The sequence below is a fragment of the Nocardia cyriacigeorgica NBRC 100375 genome (assembly GCF_000308555.1).
In the GTDB taxonomy this organism is placed as follows: domain Bacteria; phylum Actinomycetota; class Actinomycetes; order Mycobacteriales; family Mycobacteriaceae; genus Nocardia; species Nocardia cyriacigeorgica.
Window position 1 is genome coordinate 1 of record NZ_BAFY01000258.1, and the last position, 17,898, is coordinate 17,898.

The 17,898-nt window shown below is 67.6% G+C and carries 19 protein-coding genes; 9 read left to right on the forward strand and 10 right to left on the reverse strand.

Annotated features, from left to right (window positions below; translation table 11 throughout):
- The 3 genes from RJ05_RS25830 to RJ05_RS25840 form a co-directional block, all read right to left on the reverse strand.
- A partial coding sequence (locus RJ05_RS25830; protein WP_036541771.1) for an MlaD family protein occupies positions 1–606 on the reverse strand: 606 nt, incomplete at its 3' end.
- Positions 607–609: 3 nt separating this feature from the next.
- Positions 610–1,473: an MlaE family ABC transporter permease gene (locus RJ05_RS25835; RefSeq protein WP_036541747.1), complete on the reverse strand. Its 864-nt coding sequence runs from the start codon at positions 1,471–1,473 to the stop codon at positions 610–612.
- 3 nt (positions 1,474–1,476) lie between these two features.
- Positions 1,477–2,295, reverse strand: coding sequence for an MlaE family ABC transporter permease (locus RJ05_RS25840; protein WP_228784596.1), 819 nt, complete (start codon positions 2,293–2,295; stop codon positions 1,477–1,479).
- 550 nt (positions 2,296–2,845) lie between these two features.
- Here RJ05_RS25840 and RJ05_RS25845 point away from each other — a divergent pair.
- Positions 2,846–3,520: a S1 family peptidase gene (locus RJ05_RS25845; RefSeq protein ID WP_036541751.1), complete on the forward strand. Its 675-nt coding sequence runs from the start codon at positions 2,846–2,848 to the stop codon at positions 3,518–3,520.
- Positions 3,521–3,638: 118 nt separating this feature from the next.
- Here RJ05_RS25845 and lppU read toward each other — a convergent pair whose 3' ends face one another.
- Complete coding sequence (gene lppU, locus RJ05_RS25850) at positions 3,639–4,271, reverse strand: LppU family putative lipoprotein (RefSeq protein WP_036541753.1); 633 nt, start codon at positions 4,269–4,271, stop codon at positions 3,639–3,641.
- A 210-nt stretch (positions 4,272–4,481) separates the two neighbouring features.
- On the opposite strand from lppU, the gene RJ05_RS25860 reads away from it, so the two are divergent.
- The 4 genes from RJ05_RS25860 (at position 4,482) to RJ05_RS25875 (ending at position 9,017) form a co-directional block, all read left to right on the forward strand.
- Positions 4,482–5,000, forward strand: coding sequence for a DUF6764 family protein (locus tag RJ05_RS25860; protein ID WP_051016916.1), 519 nt, complete (start codon positions 4,482–4,484; stop codon positions 4,998–5,000).
- Positions 5,001–5,041: 41 nt separating this feature from the next.
- The gene (locus RJ05_RS25865) at positions 5,042–6,256 is read left to right on the forward strand and encodes a serine hydrolase domain-containing protein (protein WP_051016918.1); all 1,215 of its coding nucleotides are present in this window, start codon (positions 5,042–5,044) and stop codon (positions 6,254–6,256) included.
- Positions 6,257–6,288: 32 nt separating this feature from the next.
- Positions 6,289–7,653: a cytochrome P450 gene (locus RJ05_RS25870; protein ID WP_051016917.1), complete on the forward strand. Its 1,365-nt coding sequence runs from the start codon at positions 6,289–6,291 to the stop codon at positions 7,651–7,653.
- A gap of 476 nt (positions 7,654–8,129) precedes the next feature.
- Positions 8,130–9,017: a L,D-transpeptidase gene (locus tag RJ05_RS25875; protein WP_373365085.1), complete on the forward strand. Its 888-nt coding sequence runs from the start codon at positions 8,130–8,132 to the stop codon at positions 9,015–9,017.
- 65 nt (positions 9,018–9,082) lie between these two features.
- Here the strand turns inward: RJ05_RS25875 and RJ05_RS25880 are convergent, their stop codons facing one another.
- The gene (locus RJ05_RS25880; RefSeq protein ID WP_373365086.1) at positions 9,083–11,095 is read right to left on the reverse strand and encodes a M13 family metallopeptidase; all 2,013 of its coding nucleotides are present in this window, start codon (positions 11,093–11,095) and stop codon (positions 9,083–9,085) included.
- Between the two features lie 104 nt (positions 11,096–11,199).
- Here RJ05_RS25880 and RJ05_RS25885 point away from each other — a divergent pair, with 104 nt between their 5' ends.
- Positions 11,200–11,784 carry a dihydrofolate reductase family protein gene (locus RJ05_RS25885; protein WP_036541757.1) on the forward strand — a complete coding sequence of 195 codons (585 nt, stop codon included), beginning with the start codon at positions 11,200–11,202 and terminating at the stop codon, positions 11,782–11,784.
- A 117-nt stretch (positions 11,785–11,901) separates the two neighbouring features.
- On the opposite strand, the gene RJ05_RS25890 is transcribed toward RJ05_RS25885, so the two are convergent.
- The 3 genes from RJ05_RS25890 to RJ05_RS25900 form a co-directional block, all read right to left on the reverse strand.
- Positions 11,902–12,900, reverse strand: a complete 999-nt coding sequence (locus tag RJ05_RS25890; RefSeq protein ID WP_036541758.1) for an RNA polymerase subunit sigma-70 — start codon at positions 12,898–12,900, stop codon at positions 11,902–11,904.
- Between the two features lie 141 nt (positions 12,901–13,041).
- Entirely contained in the window at positions 13,042–13,422 is a 381-nt protein-coding gene (locus RJ05_RS25895) for a DUF397 domain-containing protein (RefSeq protein WP_036541782.1), read from the reverse strand.
- 10 nt (positions 13,423–13,432) lie between these two features.
- A complete protein-coding gene (locus RJ05_RS25900; RefSeq protein WP_036541760.1) occupies positions 13,433–14,284 on the reverse strand; it encodes a Scr1 family TA system antitoxin-like transcriptional regulator in 852 nt (283 codons plus the stop codon).
- Between the two features lie 133 nt (positions 14,285–14,417).
- On the opposite strand from RJ05_RS25900, the gene RJ05_RS25905 reads away from it, so the two are divergent.
- Positions 14,418–14,942 (forward strand): hypothetical protein, encoded by a 525-nt coding sequence (locus tag RJ05_RS25905; protein WP_036541762.1) that lies wholly within the window; start codon positions 14,418–14,420, stop codon positions 14,940–14,942.
- On the opposite strand, the gene RJ05_RS25910 is transcribed toward RJ05_RS25905, so the two are convergent.
- Together RJ05_RS25910 and RJ05_RS25915 are read right to left on the reverse strand one after the other, a co-directional pair.
- A complete protein-coding gene (locus tag RJ05_RS25910) occupies positions 14,920–15,387 on the reverse strand; it encodes a DUF4190 domain-containing protein (RefSeq protein WP_036541765.1) in 468 nt (155 codons plus the stop codon). The genes RJ05_RS25905 and RJ05_RS25910 overlap by 23 nt on opposite strands.
- Positions 15,388–15,505: 118 nt before the next feature.
- Positions 15,506–16,297: a pirin family protein gene (locus RJ05_RS25915; protein WP_036541767.1), complete on the reverse strand. Its 792-nt coding sequence runs from the start codon at positions 16,295–16,297 to the stop codon at positions 15,506–15,508.
- A 224-nt stretch (positions 16,298–16,521) separates the two neighbouring features.
- Here RJ05_RS25915 and RJ05_RS25920 point away from each other — a divergent pair, with 224 nt between their 5' ends.
- Both RJ05_RS25920 and RJ05_RS25925 read left to right on the forward strand, forming a co-directional pair.
- The gene (locus tag RJ05_RS25920) at positions 16,522–16,989 is read left to right on the forward strand and encodes an NUDIX hydrolase (protein WP_036541783.1); all 468 of its coding nucleotides are present in this window, start codon (positions 16,522–16,524) and stop codon (positions 16,987–16,989) included.
- A gap of 147 nt (positions 16,990–17,136) precedes the next feature.
- The coding region (locus RJ05_RS25925) for a hypothetical protein (RefSeq protein WP_036541784.1) at positions 17,137–17,898 on the forward strand (762 nt) is incomplete at its 3' end.

Below are 17,898 nucleotides of genomic sequence, written 5' to 3' on the forward strand. Positions count from 1 at the left end.
CGACTCGTCGACCGTGGTGAGCCAGCGGTCAAGCCGTTCGATGGTGGAACCGGGCACCCGGCCGCTGCCGTCGAGAGCGTAGGACAGGGTGCCGAGCACCCGGCCGAACTGCATCGGGTCGATCTGATCGAGGATGTTCTGCACCGTGGTGAGGGTGTCCTGCAAGGCGACGGTGCCCTTGCTGGTGTCCTCCTCGATGATGGAGCCCTCTTCCAGGTGCCCGTCGGACTGGCCGTTGTAGACCAGCTCGACCGAGGTGACGGCGAACAGGTTGCTGGGCACCACGCGCGCGGTGACGTTGTCCGGGATGCCGTCGACGTACTCGGGCTTCAGCTCGATATGGACCTGCTGCAGTTCGCCTTTGGCGGCCACCGACACACTGTCGACCGCGCCGACCAGCACACCGCGGAACTTGACGTCGGCGTCCTGCGGCAGGCCGTCACCGGTGGTGGTGAGGTTCGCGGTGACGTTCACCTTGGGAACGAAGTAGCCCTGATAGCGCGCCATTAGGAAACCGAGAATGACAGCGAAGACGACGAGCCCGCACACGCCTGCGATGAGCAGTTGCCGCATGGTGGGCCCGCGCCCACTCGGATCGATGATCATTACCTACCCCGAGATCCGGATGCCGGGGTTGACACCCCAGATTGCCAAGGTCATGAACAGGTCGGCGAAGACGACGACGATGATGCACATCTTGATCGCGCGACCCGCTGCCACACCGACACCCTCGGGTCCACCCGAGGCGAAGAAGCCGTAGTAGCACTGGATGAACGTGGTGATCGCGACGAACACGATCGCTTTGAGCAGCGAATAGAGCACGTCGGTCGGTATCAGGAATTGGTAGAAGTAATGCATGTAGGTACCGCTGTCGGTGCCGCCGATCAGCTGCACGGTGAGCGCGCAGGAGATGTAGGCCATGGCGAGGCCGAGGCAGTACAGCGGGACGATGGTGATCATCGCGGCGATCATCCGGGTGCTGACCAGGTAGGGCAGCGGGCGAATGGCGACCGATTCGAGCGCGTCGATCTCCTCGGAGATGCGCATGGCGCCCAGCTGAGCGGTGAACCGGCAGCCGGCCTGCGCCGCGAACGCCAGCGCCGCCAGCAGCGGGCCGAGCTCACGGGTGGTCGCGAAGGCCGAGATGGCGCCGGTGATCGGGCTCAGGCCGAGCAGGTTCAGCGAGGTGTGGCCCTGGATGCCGACGGTCATACCGCCGAATGCGGACAGGATCAGGATGACGCCGATGGTGCCGCCACCGACGACGAGATTGCCGTTGCCCCAGGTGACGTCGGACAGCAGCCGCCAGACTTCCTTCGGGTACTGCTTGAACGCCAGCGGCATCGAGCCGATCGAGCGCAGGAAGAAGAACACCTGGTGGCCGAGCCGGGCCAGCATGTCCTTGGGCGCGGTGGCCGCGGTGCGGAGCTTCTGGAAGGGCCGCAGCAGGGGCGGCACATAGGTTGCTGACACCGGCTACACCACCGTCGGGGGGAAGAGGGTGTTGTAGACCTGCGTGAAGATGACGTTCACGCCGAACAACATCACCGCGGACATGACGACGGCCGTGTTGACCGAGTTGGCCACACCGCCCGGGCCGCCGCGGGTGTTGAGCCCGGTGTCGCAGGCGATGATCGCCGCGAGCAGACCGAACAGCAGCGACTTGATCAGCGCCACCAGCAGATCCAAGGTCACCGCGAACGAGGAGAAGGTCGCGATGTAGGAGCCGGGGGTGCCGCCCTGGGCGAAGATGTTGAAGATGTAGCCGGTCAGGAAGCCGACGAAGACGACGAACCCGCACAGCAGCACGCTGACGATCATCGCCGCGCCGAGCCGGGGGGCGACCAGCCGCCGCATCGGGTCGACGCCCATCACCTTCATGGCGTCGATTTCCTCGCGGATGGTCCTGGAGCCGAGGTCGGCGCAGATGGCCGAACCGACGGCACCGGCGATCATCAGCACGGTGACCAGTGGCGCGCCCTGCTGGATGATGCCGAGACCGTTGGCCGCACCGATGAACGAGGTGGCACCGACCTGGCCGGCGACGGCACCGACCTGGATCGAGACGATGACGCCGATCGGGATGGCGACCAGCAGCGTCGGTGCGGCGGCGACGCTGGCCATGAACGCGCACTGGCGGATGAACTCGTCGAACGGAAACCGGCGGCGGAAGATGGCGACGACGAGTTCGGTGACGGCCTGTGCCCCCATCGTCATCTGACGGCCGAGGGTTTCCAGCGACTTTTTGGGATGGTCGCGCCAGTAGTCCTTGGTCCACTCGACCGCATCGCTCAATCTCGAACCCGCTGGTGGACTCTTGGTCGACTGCACTGACTAACCCCTCTCGACGTCGGTTTACCTGCCCCGACGACTTGTTTGCTTGACGCACCTTACTACGGAGTAGCGCAGAACACACCATAGACATGTGATTGCGGTCATAGACCGTTGTCACTATGCACGGTGACCACTGAGTTATGGCCGCGGAGTTGGTATTGATCCCAATCTTTCGCGGAAAAGAACTGAAACAAGTTACAGAGTCCCCGCATGTGGGCCGGACTCGCCCCCGGGCCCGTTCCCATTAAATAGGGAAACCGTTCATCGAAAATTGCTCGGATTCAATTCTGGACAGCCGACCATGACCGGACTCGCTTTGTAAACTCCGCTGACAATAATAGAGTCGGTGATAGCAAGGCGCTATTTCGATGGAATGAGACAGCAACAGCGAGATGTATGGAAATCGGCGTCCCGGCGGGCTCGACCCGGCCGATGACGCGCCCGAGCGCAAATACTGACACGATGGGTCTCGCAGATTGATATCGTGCGGGCTTCCGACGTCTGGAGGGACATGTTCAGCAAACTCGCCAAGGCGGCCAACGCCGTCCTCGCCGTCGCCATCGGAGCGGCGCTGCTCGGGACCGGCGCGGGTGCCGCGGGCGCCGCACCAGGGGCGCCGGTCATCGGCGGCGGATCCGGCATCGTCATCGACAATCAGTTCGAGTGCACGGTCACCACGGTCGGCCACGATGCGGCGGGACGACTGGTCGGACTCACCGCGGGGCACTGCGGCGACGCGGGTGCGCAGGTGTACGCCGAGGTGGACCGTGGCTACGGGCCGATCGGCAAGTTCGTCTTCTCCAACCACGAACTCGACTACGCCGTCATCCAGTTCGATCCGAACCGGATCACCCCGGTGAACCGGATCGGCAACGTCACCATCACCGGGATCGGCGCCGCACCGCAGTTCCCGACCATCGTCTGCAAGGAGGGCCGGACCACCGGCAACACCTGCGGCGTCACGTGGGGCGACATCTTCCAGACCAACTACGAGACCTGGGCCCAGATGTGCGTGGTCGAAGGCGATTCCGGCGCGCCGGTGGTCGTCGGTTCCACCCTCGTCGGCATGGTGAACGCCTACCTGGCCATCGCCTGCTTCGGTCCCGAGGTCGGCACCAACCTGACCGCGATCATGGACGACGTCAACGCGCGCGGCGGGACGGGCTCGGGTTTCCGGCCCATCTGATCCACTCCGATAGATCCTTCGGCGAATGAGCGGGCACGAGTGCCCGCTCATTCCTCGTTTCAGGAGTCCGGCGCCGGGAGCCCGATCCCGCGGAACGGCGACTGTCGCGTCGGCGGGACTACAGCTCTTCGACGCACACGACGAACCGGCGCTCCGGGTACACGTACCCGCTGCCGCCCGCGCCGCACGCATCGGCGGAGTCGGCGTCCTGCTCGATCGAGACCACCTTCACGCCGTCGACGGCCGGTTCGGTGCAGTCCACCCGCTTGGGATCCTCACCGCCGACATCCATGCAGCCGCCGACCACCCAGTCGATGTCGAGGCACAGCGCGCCCTGCTCGACCCCGTTGACGGTTTCGGCGTAGTAGCTGTCGGCGTCGCTGACGCATTCGGACCGCTTGGCCACCTTGCCGATCACCTTGTAGTTGGCCGCGCGGCTACCGCAGGAGGCCTGGTCGATCTCGGCGTCGGTGGTGGTGCCGCCGAGGGTGACGCAGTCGCCGATCTCGGCGTCGAAGGAGGTGTTGCCGCCGGTCGGGGCGGTGCTCGTGGTGCTGCGCGGCGCGCGGGTGCTGGTCGGCTCGGAATCGGAGGTCGATTCGGCGCTGCTGGTGGGAGATATGGCGTTGTCGAGCGCGGGTTGCGCGGTACCGGTCACGGTGGTGCTACACCCCGCGGCGAACGGTACGAGCGCCGCGGCGACGGCACAGGCCGCGAGCGCGCGATGGACGAGGGTCGATCGACCAGACACGAAAAGTCCTCCCGAACTTACAACGCCGAACTCACACCCCCATACGAATCCGAAGTCCACACCAGTGCTTGAAATACCTCGAAATGAATACACCACCGCTTCGGCGCGGTCGAGTCGAACGCCGCGCCGCGCGTCGCGCATGCGCCGGGAACCGCCCCCGCAGCAACGATCTCGCCTATGGTGAGGAGGCCGGTGCGAGAGGAGTCGAACATGAAGCTGATCAGCGCGATCGCCTGCGCCACCGCGACCGCCGGGGCCTGTCTCGCGGTACCGGCCGCGGCCTCGGCAAATACCGTGCAATGCGCCGCGGACAACGGGGCAGACGTGATGATCCTCGATGGCGACCACGGCTGCCGCGCGCGTTCGGGGCCGACAGGTAAGGCGCGCTCGGCCGGAGTGGACGGCATCGGCTACGCCATAGCATCGTCGGGCGCCACGGCCGTCGGCATCGGCGCGGCAGGCGGGCTCGGCGCGAGCGAAGGGGTCGGTGGCGTGCCGATCGCCGTCGGTCTCGGGCCCGACGCCGTCGCACTGACATCGCTGCTGCCGGTGGGTGAGGCACCCGGTTCCTCCGCGATGGCGATCTCGCTGGCGCTGGACGGTTCCCGCGCCCAGGTGTTCTCCGCCGACGACGCGGTGGTGTGCCTCGGCGTGGCGGCCTTCGCCTGGAACGCCGGCACCGGCGATGCCTGCCTGGCGACTCCGGTGGGCCGCTGGCAGCGGTCGTGAGCACGGCCGAACCGGCGCGCCGGCTCTCGGCCCCGCGCGAGATGGTGGTCGACCCGCGGTTCATCCGGTTGGCCGACCACTTCTTCGGCATGTTCACTCAGCCCAGCCGGGGCGGCGGGGCGCTGGCGATCTACCTGGACGGCGAACCGGTCGTCGACATCTGGGCCGGCTGGGCCGCCAAGGACAAGCGCTGGAACGGCGAGAACGTCGCGCTGACCTTCTCCACCGGTAAGGGCGTCGCGTCGACGGTGCTGCACCGGGTGGCCGAACGCGGACTCATCGATTACGACACGCCCGTCGCCGAGTACTGGCCGGAATTCGCCGCGCACGGCAAACAGGACATCACGGTGCGCGATGTGCTGTCCCACCGCGCGGGCCTGCACCGGGTGCGCGGGCTGGTGCCGGGGCGCGAAGGCATCCTCGACTACGACTCGGTGGTGCGGGCGCTGGCCGACAGCCCGCCGGACCCGCGGCGCATCCGCACCTCCGGCTACCACGCCATCACCTTCGGCTGGCTGGTGGCCGAGCTGGTGCAGCGGGTGACCGGCGATTCGTTCACCGACGTGCTGCGACGCGAGATCGCCGTCCCGCTGGGGACGGACGAATTCTGGTTCCGGGTGCCCGAATCCGAGCGCTACCGGATCGCCAAGACGTTCCCGCATCTGGCCCCGCCGGGCATCCGCTGGAACACCGCGTCGTCGGTGCTGTCATGGGTGCGGCCGATCCGCGGGCTGGCCGAGGCCGGGATGCCGGAAAGCTTCGACGAGCTGGTCCGCGACCCGCGGGTGCACGATGCGGTGATGCCGGGCTGGAACGGCGTGTTCTCGGCGCGGGCGCTGGCCAGGATGTACGGGGCGCTGGCCAACCGCGGGCAGGTCGCCGGGCTCGGCGCCGAGCGCGGGCGCACGATCCAGTTCTTGAAACCCGAGACCATCGACAAGATCAATCAGGTACAGCCGACCGAGAGCCGCGATTATGTGCTCGGGTTCCCGCTGCGATTCACCCTCGGCTATCACCGTCCGGTGCTGATGACCAAACAGCAGCCGCGAAAGGCGTTCGGGCACTATGGTGTCGGCGGGTCCGGCGCGTATGCCGATCCGCTGCTCGGCATGTCGGTCGCGTTCGTCACCAATCGGCTGGGCAACGCGGTGACCGCGCTCGGTGACGCCCGGCTGGCCCGGTTGGCGGCGCTGGCGCGCAATACCGTCCGCAAGGAACGTCCCGTCGACGATCTCGACACTGTCCACGAATACTGAACCACCGCCGGCCGCCGGCCGTATCCAGCCGTATGGAACCGAGCACCCGCGCCGGGCAGGTGGTGCTGCGCCGGCCGCGCGCGGCGCTCGTCCATGCCGCCGCCGCGGGCGTGGACTTCCAGTGGTATTTCCGCAGACGCCGCGAGCGTGACGGCGATCCATTCCTGCTGCCGTTCCCCGGACTGGGGGAGGCGGTCTTCACCGGCACACCCGAGGGCGCCCGCGAGCTGTTCCGCGCGCCGGTCGACACGCTGGTGCCGCCGCGGCCGAATCCGATCGAACCGCTCGTCGGCACGGCCTCGCTCATCCTGACCGGCGGCGAACGGCATCGGCGCGATCGTGCGCTGCTGGCGCCGGCACTACACGGGACGCGGGTACGCGGGTACGGCAAGCTCATCGCGGAATCGGTGCGCTGCGAGGTGGATTCCTGGCGGCCCGGGACCGTCGTCGACGCGCGCTCGGCCGCCACCGCCATCACACTGGGGGTGATTCTGGACGCGGTGTTCGGGGTAGGTACGCAACATCGGCCCGCCTATATCGCGGCGATCGGTGCATTCCTCGGCAGCTTCTCCGGACCGTTGATGCTGGCGCCGGTCTTGCGCCACGGTCTGTTCGGACTGTCGCCATGGGACCGGTTCGTCGCCGCCCGCGAACGGCTGGATCAGCTGCTGCTCGCCGATATCACAGAGCGACGCGACGTCACGGCAGACGACCAATACGTCGGCACGGCAGGCGAGGACATTGCCTCGACCCTGCTCGGCGCCTGCTACGACGATGGCAGCACGATCTCCGATCACGACCTGTGCGATCAGCTGCGGACCCTGCTCGTCGCCGGTCACGAGACCACGGCCAACACGCTGGTCTGGGCGCTGCTGCGAGTGCATCGCGAACCCGCTGTACTGCACCGGTTGCGCGACGAACTGCGCGACGCGGGCGCCGATGCCGCACCGGAGGAACTGCTCCGGCTGCCCTATCTCGACGCCGTCTGCCAGGAAACCCTGCGGCTGCATCCGGCCGTGCCGATCGTGCTGCGCAGGCTCACCGCGCCGTACACGCTGCGCGGTGCGGCGCTGGCACCTGACGACATCATGGGGGTCGCGATTCCGCTGCTGCACTCCGATCCCGCCGTGTGGTCCGAGCCGGACCGGTTCCGCCCAGAACGTTTCCTGGACCGCCGCTACACCCCGTTCGAGTTCGCGCCCTTCGGTGGCGGTCATCGCCGCTGTGTGGGTGCCGCTCTGGCCGAGACCGAACTGCGCATCGCCCTCGCGACCATCATCGGCCGCACCCGGCTGCGGCTCGCGCCCCCGGCGGATCGCGGCCGCCTGCCACGCGCACTGCCGCGCGGGATCGCCACCGGACCCAGCAGGCGGATCCGGTTCACCGTGCTCGAGTGATTTAGCTCACCACCAGGTTTGAGGCCCGCCGATACCGACCGGCCGGGCCGATCGTCGCACCACCTTCGACTCACCGGTGTGAGCGGCGCGTTTCGACGCACACCGGTACGCGATGGTGGCGGATGCGCAAACGAACAACCGGTGGCGCTTGCCTATGACCGCAGTACCCGGCTGGAAACGACGGCTCATCAACGGTAGGAATGGTCGGCGGAGCGGTAGGTGTGGCCGCCAGGGTCGCCGCCGTCACGGCAGCGGATCCGCGGGTACCCGGTCGGGGCCGCTCCGGGCTCCACGACCCGTCGGTGCGCCGAGAACGATGCGTACGTCGCGGGGAGGCGCAGGTTTCGACGCCGAGCCGTGGGGTGCTCCGCAGGTCCGGTGAGCAGTCACCGGGCCGCTCCGCAGGTCGCGCGCGAACGCGCCGTGCAATCCACGGCGACCGGGTGCGGCCGAGAGATGGAATGGACGAAGAACATATGTATGCCGCCAAGACCACCGAGTCGATGACCACGCGCCGTCGCGGCGCGCACCGGCTCCGCCAGGGCGTTCTGTTGACCGCGGCGATCGCCGCCGCGGGCGCGTTGCTCGTCGCTCCTGCCCAGGCCGCGCCCCACCTACCGTCGGGTTCGGCGGAAATGGCCACCGAACCGGTGCCGCCGCAGGCCAACTTCGCACCGCCGACCCTCAACCCCGGCGAGGGCGAGGTGGTCGGCGTCGCGCAGCCGATCATCATCAACTTCAAGGAGCCGGTCGGCGACCGCGCCGCCGCCGAGCGCGCCATCAAGATCACCTCGTCGAACCCGGCCGATGGCCACTTCTACTGGTTCAGCGACAAGCAGGTGCGCTGGCGGCCGAACGAGTTCTGGCCGGCCGAGACCGACGTCGTGGTGGAGGCCGGCGGCAGCCGCAGCGCCTTCCGGATCGGCGAGTCGCTGATCGCCACCGCCGACGACAACACCAAGACCATCACCGTCACCCGCAACGGCGAGGTGGTCAAGACCATGCCGACCTCGATGGGCAAGCCCGACCACGAGACCCCCAACGGCACCTACATCGTCGGCGAGAAGCGCCGCGAAATGGTGATGGACTCCTCCACCTACGGTGTGCCGATCGACGATCCCGAGGGCTACAAGCTCGACGTCGAATACGCCACCCGCATCTCCAACAGCGGCATCTTCGTGCACGCCGCGCCGTGGTCGGTGGGCCAGCAGGGTGTGTCCAACGTCAGCCACGGGTGCCTCAACGTCAGCACCGAGGACGCCAAGTGGTTCTTCGAGAACGTGAAGAAGGGCGACGCGGTGATCGTGCAGAACACCGCGGGCGGCACCCTGAACCAGCGTGACGGTCTCGGCGACTGGAACTGATCTACCCCTGACACAGCAACGGCGGCGCGTCCCTTCAGGACGCGCCGCCGTTGTCGTATGCGGCCTTACCAGATCTTGACGCGCTCCTCCGGCTCCAGGTACAGGGCGTCACCCGGCTTGATGTCGAAGGCCTCGTGGAAGGCATCGATATTGCGCACCACGGCATTGCAGCGGAACTCCGGCGGCGAATGCGGGTCGGTGGCCAGCCTGCGGATGGCCTCCTCCGGCCTGGCCTTGGTGCGCCACACCTGCGCCCAGCCGAAGAACACCCGCTGCAAACCCGTCAGCCCGTCGATGACCGGCGGCTCGGCGCCGTTCAGCGAAATCCGGTACGCCTCCAGCGCGATCGAGAGCCCGCCCAGATCGCCGATGTTCTCGCCGATGGTGAATTCACCGTTGACGGTGTGCTCGTCGGGCAGATCCGCCGGCGACAGCACGCCGTACTGATCGATCAATGCCTTTGTGCGCTTGGCGAATTCGTCCCGGTCGGCATCGGTCCACCAGTCGACCATATTGCCGTCGCCGTCGTACTTGGCGCCCTGATCGTCGAAACCGTGGCCGATCTCGTGCCCGATCACCGCGCCGATCCCGCCGTAGTTGGCGGCGTCGTCGGCGTTCATGTCGAAGAACGGAGGCTGCAGAATGGCTGCGGGGAAAACGATTTCGTTCATTCCGGGGTTGTAATAGGCGTTGATGGTCTGCGGCGTCATATGCCATTCGTCGCGGTCCACCGGGCCGCCGAGCTTGTTCAGATCCCGGTCCACCTCGAAGGCGTAACCGCGTCGGTAATTGCCGACCAGATCGTCGGCGGCGATCTCCAGCGCCGAATAGTCGCGCCAGCGGTCGGGGTAGCCGATCTTCGGAGTGAACTTCTCCAGCTTGGCCAGCGCGGCCTTCCTGGTGTCCGGTCCCATCCATTCCAGCTCGGAGATATTGCGCCGGTAGGCCTCTCGCAGGTTCTCCACCAGCTCGACCATGCGTTCCTTGGCCGCGGGCGGGAAGTGCCGCTCCACATACAGCTTGCCGACGGCCTCGCCGAGCAGATCCTGCACCAGCGATACCGCCCGCTTCCAGCGTTCGCGGTTCTCCTGGGCGCCGGTCAGGGTCCGGCCGTAGAAGTCGAAGTTCTCGTCCACCAGCGCATCGGTCAGATACGGTGCGCGGGACCGCAGTACCCGCCACATCGCCCACGCCTGCCAATCCGACAGCGCTTCCTGTTCCCAGGTCCTGGCGAAGACGCCGAGGTACTCGGGCTGACGCACGACGAGTTCGGCGAACAGTTCGCCGGCATCCGCGGCGACATTCTCCGACAGCGCCGAACCCCAGGCCTGCCAATCGAATTCGGGATGCTCGGTGCTCAGCTCGGCGAACGTGCGCAGGTTGTAGCTCAACTCGGCTTCACGGCGGCGCACCACATCCCAGTGCCCGGCGGCGAGCTTGCGTTCGAGTTCGAATACCCGGCGGCCCACCGGCTCGGCGGGCAGCAGCCCGGCTACCGCCTCGTCGCCGGCGGCGAGCGCGAACATCCGGTCGATATGGGCGATATAGGCCGTGCGGATCGCCTCGAATTCGTCCTGGCGGTAGTAGGACTCGTCGGGCAGGCCGATGCCGGACTGGGTGAGGTTCACCAGGTAGCGCTGGGAGTTCTTGTCGTCGGTGTCGACGTAGACCGCGAGCGCCCCGCCCACGCCGGTCCGTTGCAGGCTGCCGAGCAGGGCAGCGAACGCGGTACGGTCGGCGACCTCGGCGATGGCCGACAGCTCACCGGCGATCGGCGCGAGCCCGGCCGCCGCGACCCGCTCGGTGTCCATGAAACTGGCATACAGGTCGGCGACCTTGCGGCCCTCGCTGCCCGGCGCACCGCCGGCCTGCTGGATGATGGCCTTCACATCGAGTTCGGCCTGGTCGTAGAGCGTACGGAAGGCGCCGTCGACGGCCCGGTCGGCCGGAATCTCATAGGACTGCAGCCAGGCGCCGTTGACATGCGCGAACAGGTCGTCCTGCACCCGAACGGCCGGGTCGAGGTAGGACAGGTCGATACCGGAGGGACTGGTCAGTTCGGAGGTCACGATCACCAGTATGCCGGTGGGTGTGATGTCTGTGGGGTGAGGTGAAAGCGCACCGATCAGGTTTTCCCGCCGCGGCCGTCAGTACATGTGCATCGACTCACAGGAGGCTCCACATGCGGAAACTGACCTTTGCCATGAATGTGACCCTGGACGGCTACATCGCCGCGCCCGGCGACGACCTCGGCTGGAGCGGTGGTGAGGGGCCGGACTCGTCGGCGAGCGACGAGCTGTTCGGGTGGTGGTCCGACCGGGTGGCGACGACCGGCCTGGCGCTGTACGGGCGCAAGCTGTGGGAGGCGATGAGTTCGCATTGGCCGACCGCCGACCGACAGCCCGGCGCCACACCGGCGGAGATCGAGTTCGCCCGCCGCTGGCGGGACATGCCGAAGGTGGTGTTCTCCTCGACGACCAAGACGGTCGACTGGAACACCCGCCTGGTCACCAGCGACCCGGTTTCCGAGATCACCCGGCTCAGGTCCGAGGACGGCGGCCCGATGGACATCGGCGGCGCGACGGTGGCCGCGGCGGCCATGCGGGCCGGACTGATCGACGAGTACGTGCTGGTCACGCACCCAGTGCTGGTGGGCGGCGGCACGCCGTTCTTCACCACACTGGACAACTGGGTGACCCTGAACCTCGTGGAGACCCGGACATTTCCCGGCGGCGTACTGCTGACTCGATACGAAACGAGGCGATGAGCAGGGGCCGGACGATCGGCTCATGAGGCCGGGGCGCAGCCATTGCCCGCGTGCTGACCGTGCCCCTCGGCCGTGGGTGGATGAGACCGACCGTGCCGGCCTCCCGGCCCTGTGTGATCACAACGTCGGCGGCAGGTCCAGCCAGGGTGTGCCGGTGACGTCGAATCCGGTGAGCTCGGCGATCTTCCCGTCGACGATGTGCAGGACCGCGAGGGCGAACGGCCGGTACTCCCGGTCACCAGGGGTGCGCAGGTACAGCGCGGCGGCAGGCATACGGTTGACCGTTGTGGCGATACCGCGCCAGTCGTCCTTGCCGCGCTGGAAGAGCCCGCCGGCGACCCAGCCGTCCACCGCGTCCTCGGCCGTCGTGATCACGGTGCCCATCTCGGGCAGCATCGCGAAGCGCAGACCGTCGCGCAGCAGGGCGGTCAACGCGCCGAGGTCGTTGCGTTCATGGGCCGCGATGTAGGACTTCACCACGGCGCGCTCGTCAGCCGACAGCTCATGGGTGGCGGGGCCGCGCCAGTCGAGGCGGCGGTCGGGCAGCTGCTCACGCATCGTCACGCGGGCCCGCTGCAGTGCGCTGGTCACCGAGGCTACGGTCAGCTCGAGGGCGTCGGCCGCCGCGGGCGACGGCCAGCCGAGGACGTCGCGCAGGATGAACACCGCCCGCTGCCGCGGCGGCAGGTGCTGGACCGCGACGATGAACGCCAGCTCGATCGTCTCCCTGGCCACCACCGATTCCTGCGGGTCCTCGGGGAGCATCCGGTCGGGGTACGGCTGTAGGTACAGCACCTCGGCGTCCGACAGCTCGGACGGTACCGGGATGCGGTCGTTGCGCTTGTCCAGGAAATCGAGACAGGCGTTGGTCGCGATCCGGTACAGCCAGGTCCGCAGCGCCGCGTCGCCCCGGAACGACTCCCGCTTGTGCCACGCTCGCAGGAACGTCTCCTGCGTCATGTCCTTGGCGTCCTCGTAATTCGCGAGCATCCGGTAACAGTGCACCTGCAGCTCACGCCGGTGCCGCTCGGTGACGAGCGCGAACCTCGCCGCATCGCCGGAGCGGACCACCTCGATGAACGAAGCCTCGTCGGCACCCGGCGGTCCAGCGGTCATGTCGTCGATCCTTCCACCGGTGTGCGGGGACTACCAGAACTGACGACGCGGCCGCGCGCCCGGCGCACCCACGCCGGGCCGTCTCGAAACCTCGTGCCGCGGAAAACGATCGGCGGGCGGGCGGGAAGTCTGTGAGTGAGTTCAAGCGGGCAGGATGATGCGGTCGAACTCGCCGGCGATGGCGCCGTCGAGGAAGGCCTGCCACTCCTCGGGGGTGTAGGTGAGGGTGACGGCGCGGTGGCCGAGACTGGTGTGGCCGTCGTCGGCGGTGTGCACGGTCACGACGCTGGTGGCGGGTCCGCGCCCGGTGACGCTGTCGATGAATGCGGTCCATTCGCATGCGGTGACGGTGATGATGGGCTCTTCGTCGGGGCGGTTGGCCGGGTTGCGGCGGTATTTGCTGTCACGGATGAGCACCGCATCACCATCGAACCGAACCTCGACGCATTGGTTTCCGTTGTTGGATCTGCTCGATGTGAACCAGCCGCCGGCATGCGGCCGGTACTTCGCGGTGGTGGCCATGGGCCGCATCTTACCCGACCACATACCGTCTGAGCAGGGATAATGAGTCTTCTCGCGACAGCGATTGTTCGAGTGCGCGCACATAGGCGAAGCTCAGATCACGGACCTGCTCCGGGTCGTCGACGGCGCCGCCGAAGACCGCGCTCTCGGCCCAGCCGAAGGTGGGCAGCCGCTCGCTGGCGAAATCGATCAGATGAAAACTCGACCCACCGAGCACCGCCCCGGCCGGCGCGGTGAACGGGATGACGCGCACCTCGACATTGTCGAGCTCGGTCATCAGATCCACCAGATGACGCAACTGGTCGGCCAGCACATCCGGCCCGCCGGTCTGCTGGCGCAGCGTGCCCTCACCGACCACCGCGGTCAACTCCACCGGATCGGTCCCGCGCAACCGCTGCTGGCGCTGCAACCGGATCGCCACCAGTTGCTCCACCTGCACCGGCCGGATCATGACATCGGCGCTGATCAGCGCCCTGGCGTAGGCCTCGGTCTGCAACAGGCCCGGCACCACGGAGCTGTCGTAGCTGCGGATGCTCTGGGCGCCGTACTCCATTCCGTAGAGGCGCTGTAGTTCCGGCCCGATCAGCGCCGAGGATTTCGCCCACCAGCCGCGCTGTTTACTCGCCCGCAGCAGTTCGAGCAGTTCGGTGCGTTCTTCCGGCTCCACCTCGAGCTGGTCGAGCACGGGGCCGATGGTGTTGGTGGTCAGCACCCGCCTGCCCTTTTCCACATGTGACCAGTTGGCCGGGGTGAAGCCGACCAGCTTGGCGAATCCGGCCGAGTCGAAGCCGCGCTGTTCGCGCAGCTCACGCAGCCGCAGCACCAATTCCCAGCGGGCAACTGTCGGCGAAACGGGTGCCATGGCAGCCGATGCTACGCCCGGGCAAGTCATCGGCGTGTGACTATTGTCAGCGCTGGTGGCCGGGTCTACTGTCGAGGTCAGCGGTCGATCCCAACCTGTACGAGATCCACCAGCGCCGAGGGCGAGGTTCGTCATGAGTACGTCCCGCACCGATTCCGAGCCGGGCAGCTATCCCGCGCCCCATCCGCCCCGAGATCTCCGCGCCGACTCCGATCCGGTGGCCCGCTGCCGCCGCTACCGCACCGAACACGGTCTGTTCGCCGACGTCGATCAGGCGCTGGGCCGCATCGTGCTCGAAATCGGGGCGGTCGGCGCGGTGGCCATGCCTGCCGTGCTCGGCGAGCGGGTGCACGACCGGCTCGACAGCCGCGGCATGCGCAACGGCCCGATCATCGCCCATCCGCGCTCCTCCCGCTGGACCTTCCTGACCGAACCGGTCGACGACTCCTACCTCGATACCGACCTGTTCGCGGACCTGTTCCGCGAATGCGCGTCGGTGGCGCTGCCGGGCAGCCAGATCGTGCTGCCGTCACCGGCCGATGAACGCAACGGCTACCGGATCTGGATCAATCCGCCGCAAGGCGATTACCGGCCCGAGTTCGGCGATGTGGTGGCCGCGACCAGGGCGGTCGCGGTCAGGGCGCGGGAGTCGGAGTGACGCCGATCTTGTCTTCGATGCGCTGGTTCCATTCGCGTTCGCACTGATCGATCTTGGCCTGATCGTTGCCCGCATTGCTCACGCAGTCGTAGAAGTCGGTGAAGCCGGTCTCTTCGGCGAAGCCCCAGTAGAGGATTCCGGCGACGACGGCGCCGACGATCGCGAGCGCGCCGAGAACCAGCCCGATCCATGCCATGACCGCTCCACCCGCGCGGCCCCGCATCGCCTTGATCACCGCGATCACCCCGAAGATCACCGCGAAAAGGCCGAACAGGACACCGCCGACGACCGTCAGGAAGCTCAGAACGGCCAGGATGCCGAGCACCAGCGCGGTGATCGCCAGACCCTTGCGCTGGGGCGATTCCTGCCAGTATTCGGGCTTAGCGGGGTATTGGCCGGGGGGCGGGGATGGATAGTTGCCGGGAGGAGGCGGATACTGCGACATGGTGGTCCTCTCGGTCGGGCCGCTGGTCGGGCATCGGGTGATCGCCCCTACCGGCCTTCGATGTTAATGGCGCACCGCCCGGGTTTCGGTGCGTCGGCGGCCGCTCCCGGCGCGCCGCCTACGGACCGCCGAGGCGCGCGTGCATCTCCCAAACCAGGACTTCCGAGGGCATCCGCGCGGTGATGCGCTGCCCACCCGAGCGGGTCATCCGCACCGCGTCGCCCTCGTAGAGCGGGCCGACGCCCTCCATGTCGACCTCGCCGCGCGCGATGAACACGTGCAGATACAGCGCGTCGGGCAGCTCGATGACCGAATCGGGACGGCCGGGTTCGGTGGCCGCGAGCCGGGCCACGTGCAGGGCCGAATGGCTGCTGTTGATGGCGATGGCGGTGCGATCGCGATAGCGGGGCAGCCCGGAAGCGACGGTGACCAGGCCGCCGCCGGCCAGCTGATCGTCGATCTCGAGCTGCTGGTAGCCGGGGTCGACGCCGGGCTCATCCGGCAGCACCCACATCTGCACGAAATGGACCGGCTCGTCGTGTTCGGGCCGATTCCCGTCCAGCCGCCAGGAATCGTTCTTCTCCGAATGCATAATTCCGGTGCCGGCGCTCATACGCTGGGCCAGGCCCGGATAGATGATTCCGCTGTGGCCGAGGGAATCCTGATGGACAAGGCTGCCACTCAGCACCCAGGTGACGATCTCCATATCCCGGTGCGGATGGGTATCGAAGCCCTGACCTGGCAGAACTATATCCTCGTTATTCACGAGCAACAGCCCGTGATGGGTGTTATCGGGGTCGTAGTGCTGACCGAACGAGAACGAGTGTTTCGAATCGAGCCACGAGATACGCGTTTTCATGCGGTCGCCGCCGCGATGGACATCAATATGCGGAGTCGTGAGTGTGGACATCGCGGTCCTCCTCTCGGGCCCTGGCACCATCGCCTTTCCGGTCGAAGTACCGCGGGCGCGACCGCAGGCGCGCGATACTCCCCATTCCTTGTAAATTGTCTGCACTCGGCATTTTACGCGAGCGACCAGCGGATGAACGGTAGGTGAGCAGTACCGGCCGATCTGCCGAATCGGTGCGGTGGCGTAACAGAATGTGCCCCAAGGGAACCGGAGGGATGGGCCGGATGCGACCGGAAACACTCGCCCGCGTCGAGCGGCAGCTCCGCACCGAGGCGCACCGCGACGGGATCAGCGACTTCGTGGTCGGCGTCGCGGTATTCCGGGACCGGAAACTGCTGGTCGTGCGGCGGGTACCGGACGATTATCACGGCGGCATGTACGAACTACCCGGCGGTGGTGTCGAAACGGGGGAAAGCTTCGCCGAGAGTGTCGCCAGGGAACTGCACGAGGAAACCGGCCTACGGTTACGCGCGATCACGGATTTTCTGGGCAGCTTCGACTACGCCACCAGAACGAAGGCCCGGGTCCGGAAATTCGCCTTCGTCGTGGAGGCCGAACCCGGCGAGGTCGAACTGGCGCCCGGCGAACACGATGCCTACGCCTGGATCGATGCCGAGGCGCTGGCCGAGCTGCCGATGGCGCCGGATATGCGCCAAACAGTCATCGCACTGGTCAGCACCGGAATTCGCTGACCACACCCCGTGCCGCGACCACGACCGGCCTGCTCGGAAATATCGACGGCGCCTGCTCCGGGTAGCCTCACGGCCGTGTCCAGTGCTCGCCCCGACAACCGCCATGGCGCGGACGAAGCCGGCGAGCCTGCCACCCCCGCACCGCCGATGAACGCACTCGACAAGGCCAGGGCCTTTCGCACCGCCCTGCGGGAGAGCCCAGGTGTGGCGCGCCTTGCGCTGGTCCGCTTCACCGGCCAGTTCGGTGACGGCATGTTCCAGGCGGCGCTCTCGGGTGCCATCCTGTTCAACCCTGAACGCGAGACCGATCCGGTGGCGATCGCGGCCGGTTTCGCGGTGCTGTTGCTTCCGTATTCCTTCATCGGCCCGTACGCGGGCGCGCTACTGGACCGATGGGACCGGCGCACGGTCCTGCTGGTGGCGAATGCACTGCGCGCTGTGCTGATCGGCGTGGTGAGCCTCGGTCTGCTGGCCGGGATCGGCGAAACGCCGCTGCTGTTGCTAGCGCTCGCGGTGGTCGGTATCAGCAGATTCGTGATGGCCGGCGTCTCGGCCGCGCTGCCACGGGTGCTGGCGCAACGCTGGCTGGTGCCGACGAATTCGGTGCTCGCCACGGTGGCCTCCGGTTGTGCCGGGGTGGGTGCGGCGGCGTCGGTCGCGGTGATCGGGCTGATCGGCGCGGGGGATACCGGATCGGCGGTCGCGGTAGGGGTCAGTGCCATCGGTTCGGTGGCCGGCGGTGCGCTGGCGACGGGATTCGCGGTGCGCGCGCTCGGCCCGGAAGCCGGCGTCGCCGCGCGCACCGGCGCTGTGCGCGCGATCGCTACGGGACTGCGCACCGGCGCCCGCGCGGTCTGGGAATCGGTCCAGGTCACCACCGCGATGATCGGGATCGGCACGCACCGGGTC

Excerpts from the sequence above, each read along its gene's own strand:
- RJ05_RS25900 (WP_036541760.1), bottom strand. The coding sequence starts at position 14,284 with ATGGCACCCGTTTCGCCGACAGTTGCCCGCTGGGAATTGGTGCTGCGG.
- RJ05_RS25905 (WP_036541762.1), top strand. The coding sequence starts at position 14,418 with ATGAGTACGTCCCGCACCGATTCCGAGCCGGGCAGCTATCCCGCGCCC.
- RJ05_RS25860 (WP_051016916.1), top strand. The coding sequence starts at position 4,482 with ATGAAGCTGATCAGCGCGATCGCCTGCGCCACCGCGACCGCCGGGGCC.
- RJ05_RS25910 (WP_036541765.1), bottom strand. The coding sequence starts at position 15,387 with ATGTCGCAGTATCCGCCTCCTCCCGGCAACTATCCATCCCCGCCCCCC.
- RJ05_RS25875 (WP_373365085.1), top strand. The coding sequence starts at position 8,130 with ATGTATGCCGCCAAGACCACCGAGTCGATGACCACGCGCCGTCGCGGC.
- RJ05_RS25865 (WP_051016918.1), top strand. The coding sequence starts at position 5,042 with ATGGTGGTCGACCCGCGGTTCATCCGGTTGGCCGACCACTTCTTCGGC.
- RJ05_RS25885 (WP_036541757.1), top strand. The coding sequence starts at position 11,200 with ATGCGGAAACTGACCTTTGCCATGAATGTGACCCTGGACGGCTACATC.
- RJ05_RS25845 (WP_036541751.1), top strand. The coding sequence starts at position 2,846 with ATGTTCAGCAAACTCGCCAAGGCGGCCAACGCCGTCCTCGCCGTCGCC.
- RJ05_RS25915 (WP_036541767.1), bottom strand. The coding sequence starts at position 16,297 with ATGTCCACACTCACGACTCCGCATATTGATGTCCATCGCGGCGGCGAC.
- RJ05_RS25895 (WP_036541782.1), bottom strand. The coding sequence starts at position 13,422 with ATGGCCACCACCGCGAAGTACCGGCCGCATGCCGGCGGCTGGTTCACA.
- RJ05_RS25890 (WP_036541758.1), bottom strand. The coding sequence starts at position 12,900 with ATGACCGCTGGACCGCCGGGTGCCGACGAGGCTTCGTTCATCGAGGTG.
- RJ05_RS25870 (WP_051016917.1), top strand. The coding sequence starts at position 6,289 with ATGGAACCGAGCACCCGCGCCGGGCAGGTGGTGCTGCGCCGGCCGCGC.
- RJ05_RS25920 (WP_036541783.1), top strand. The coding sequence starts at position 16,522 with ATGCGACCGGAAACACTCGCCCGCGTCGAGCGGCAGCTCCGCACCGAG.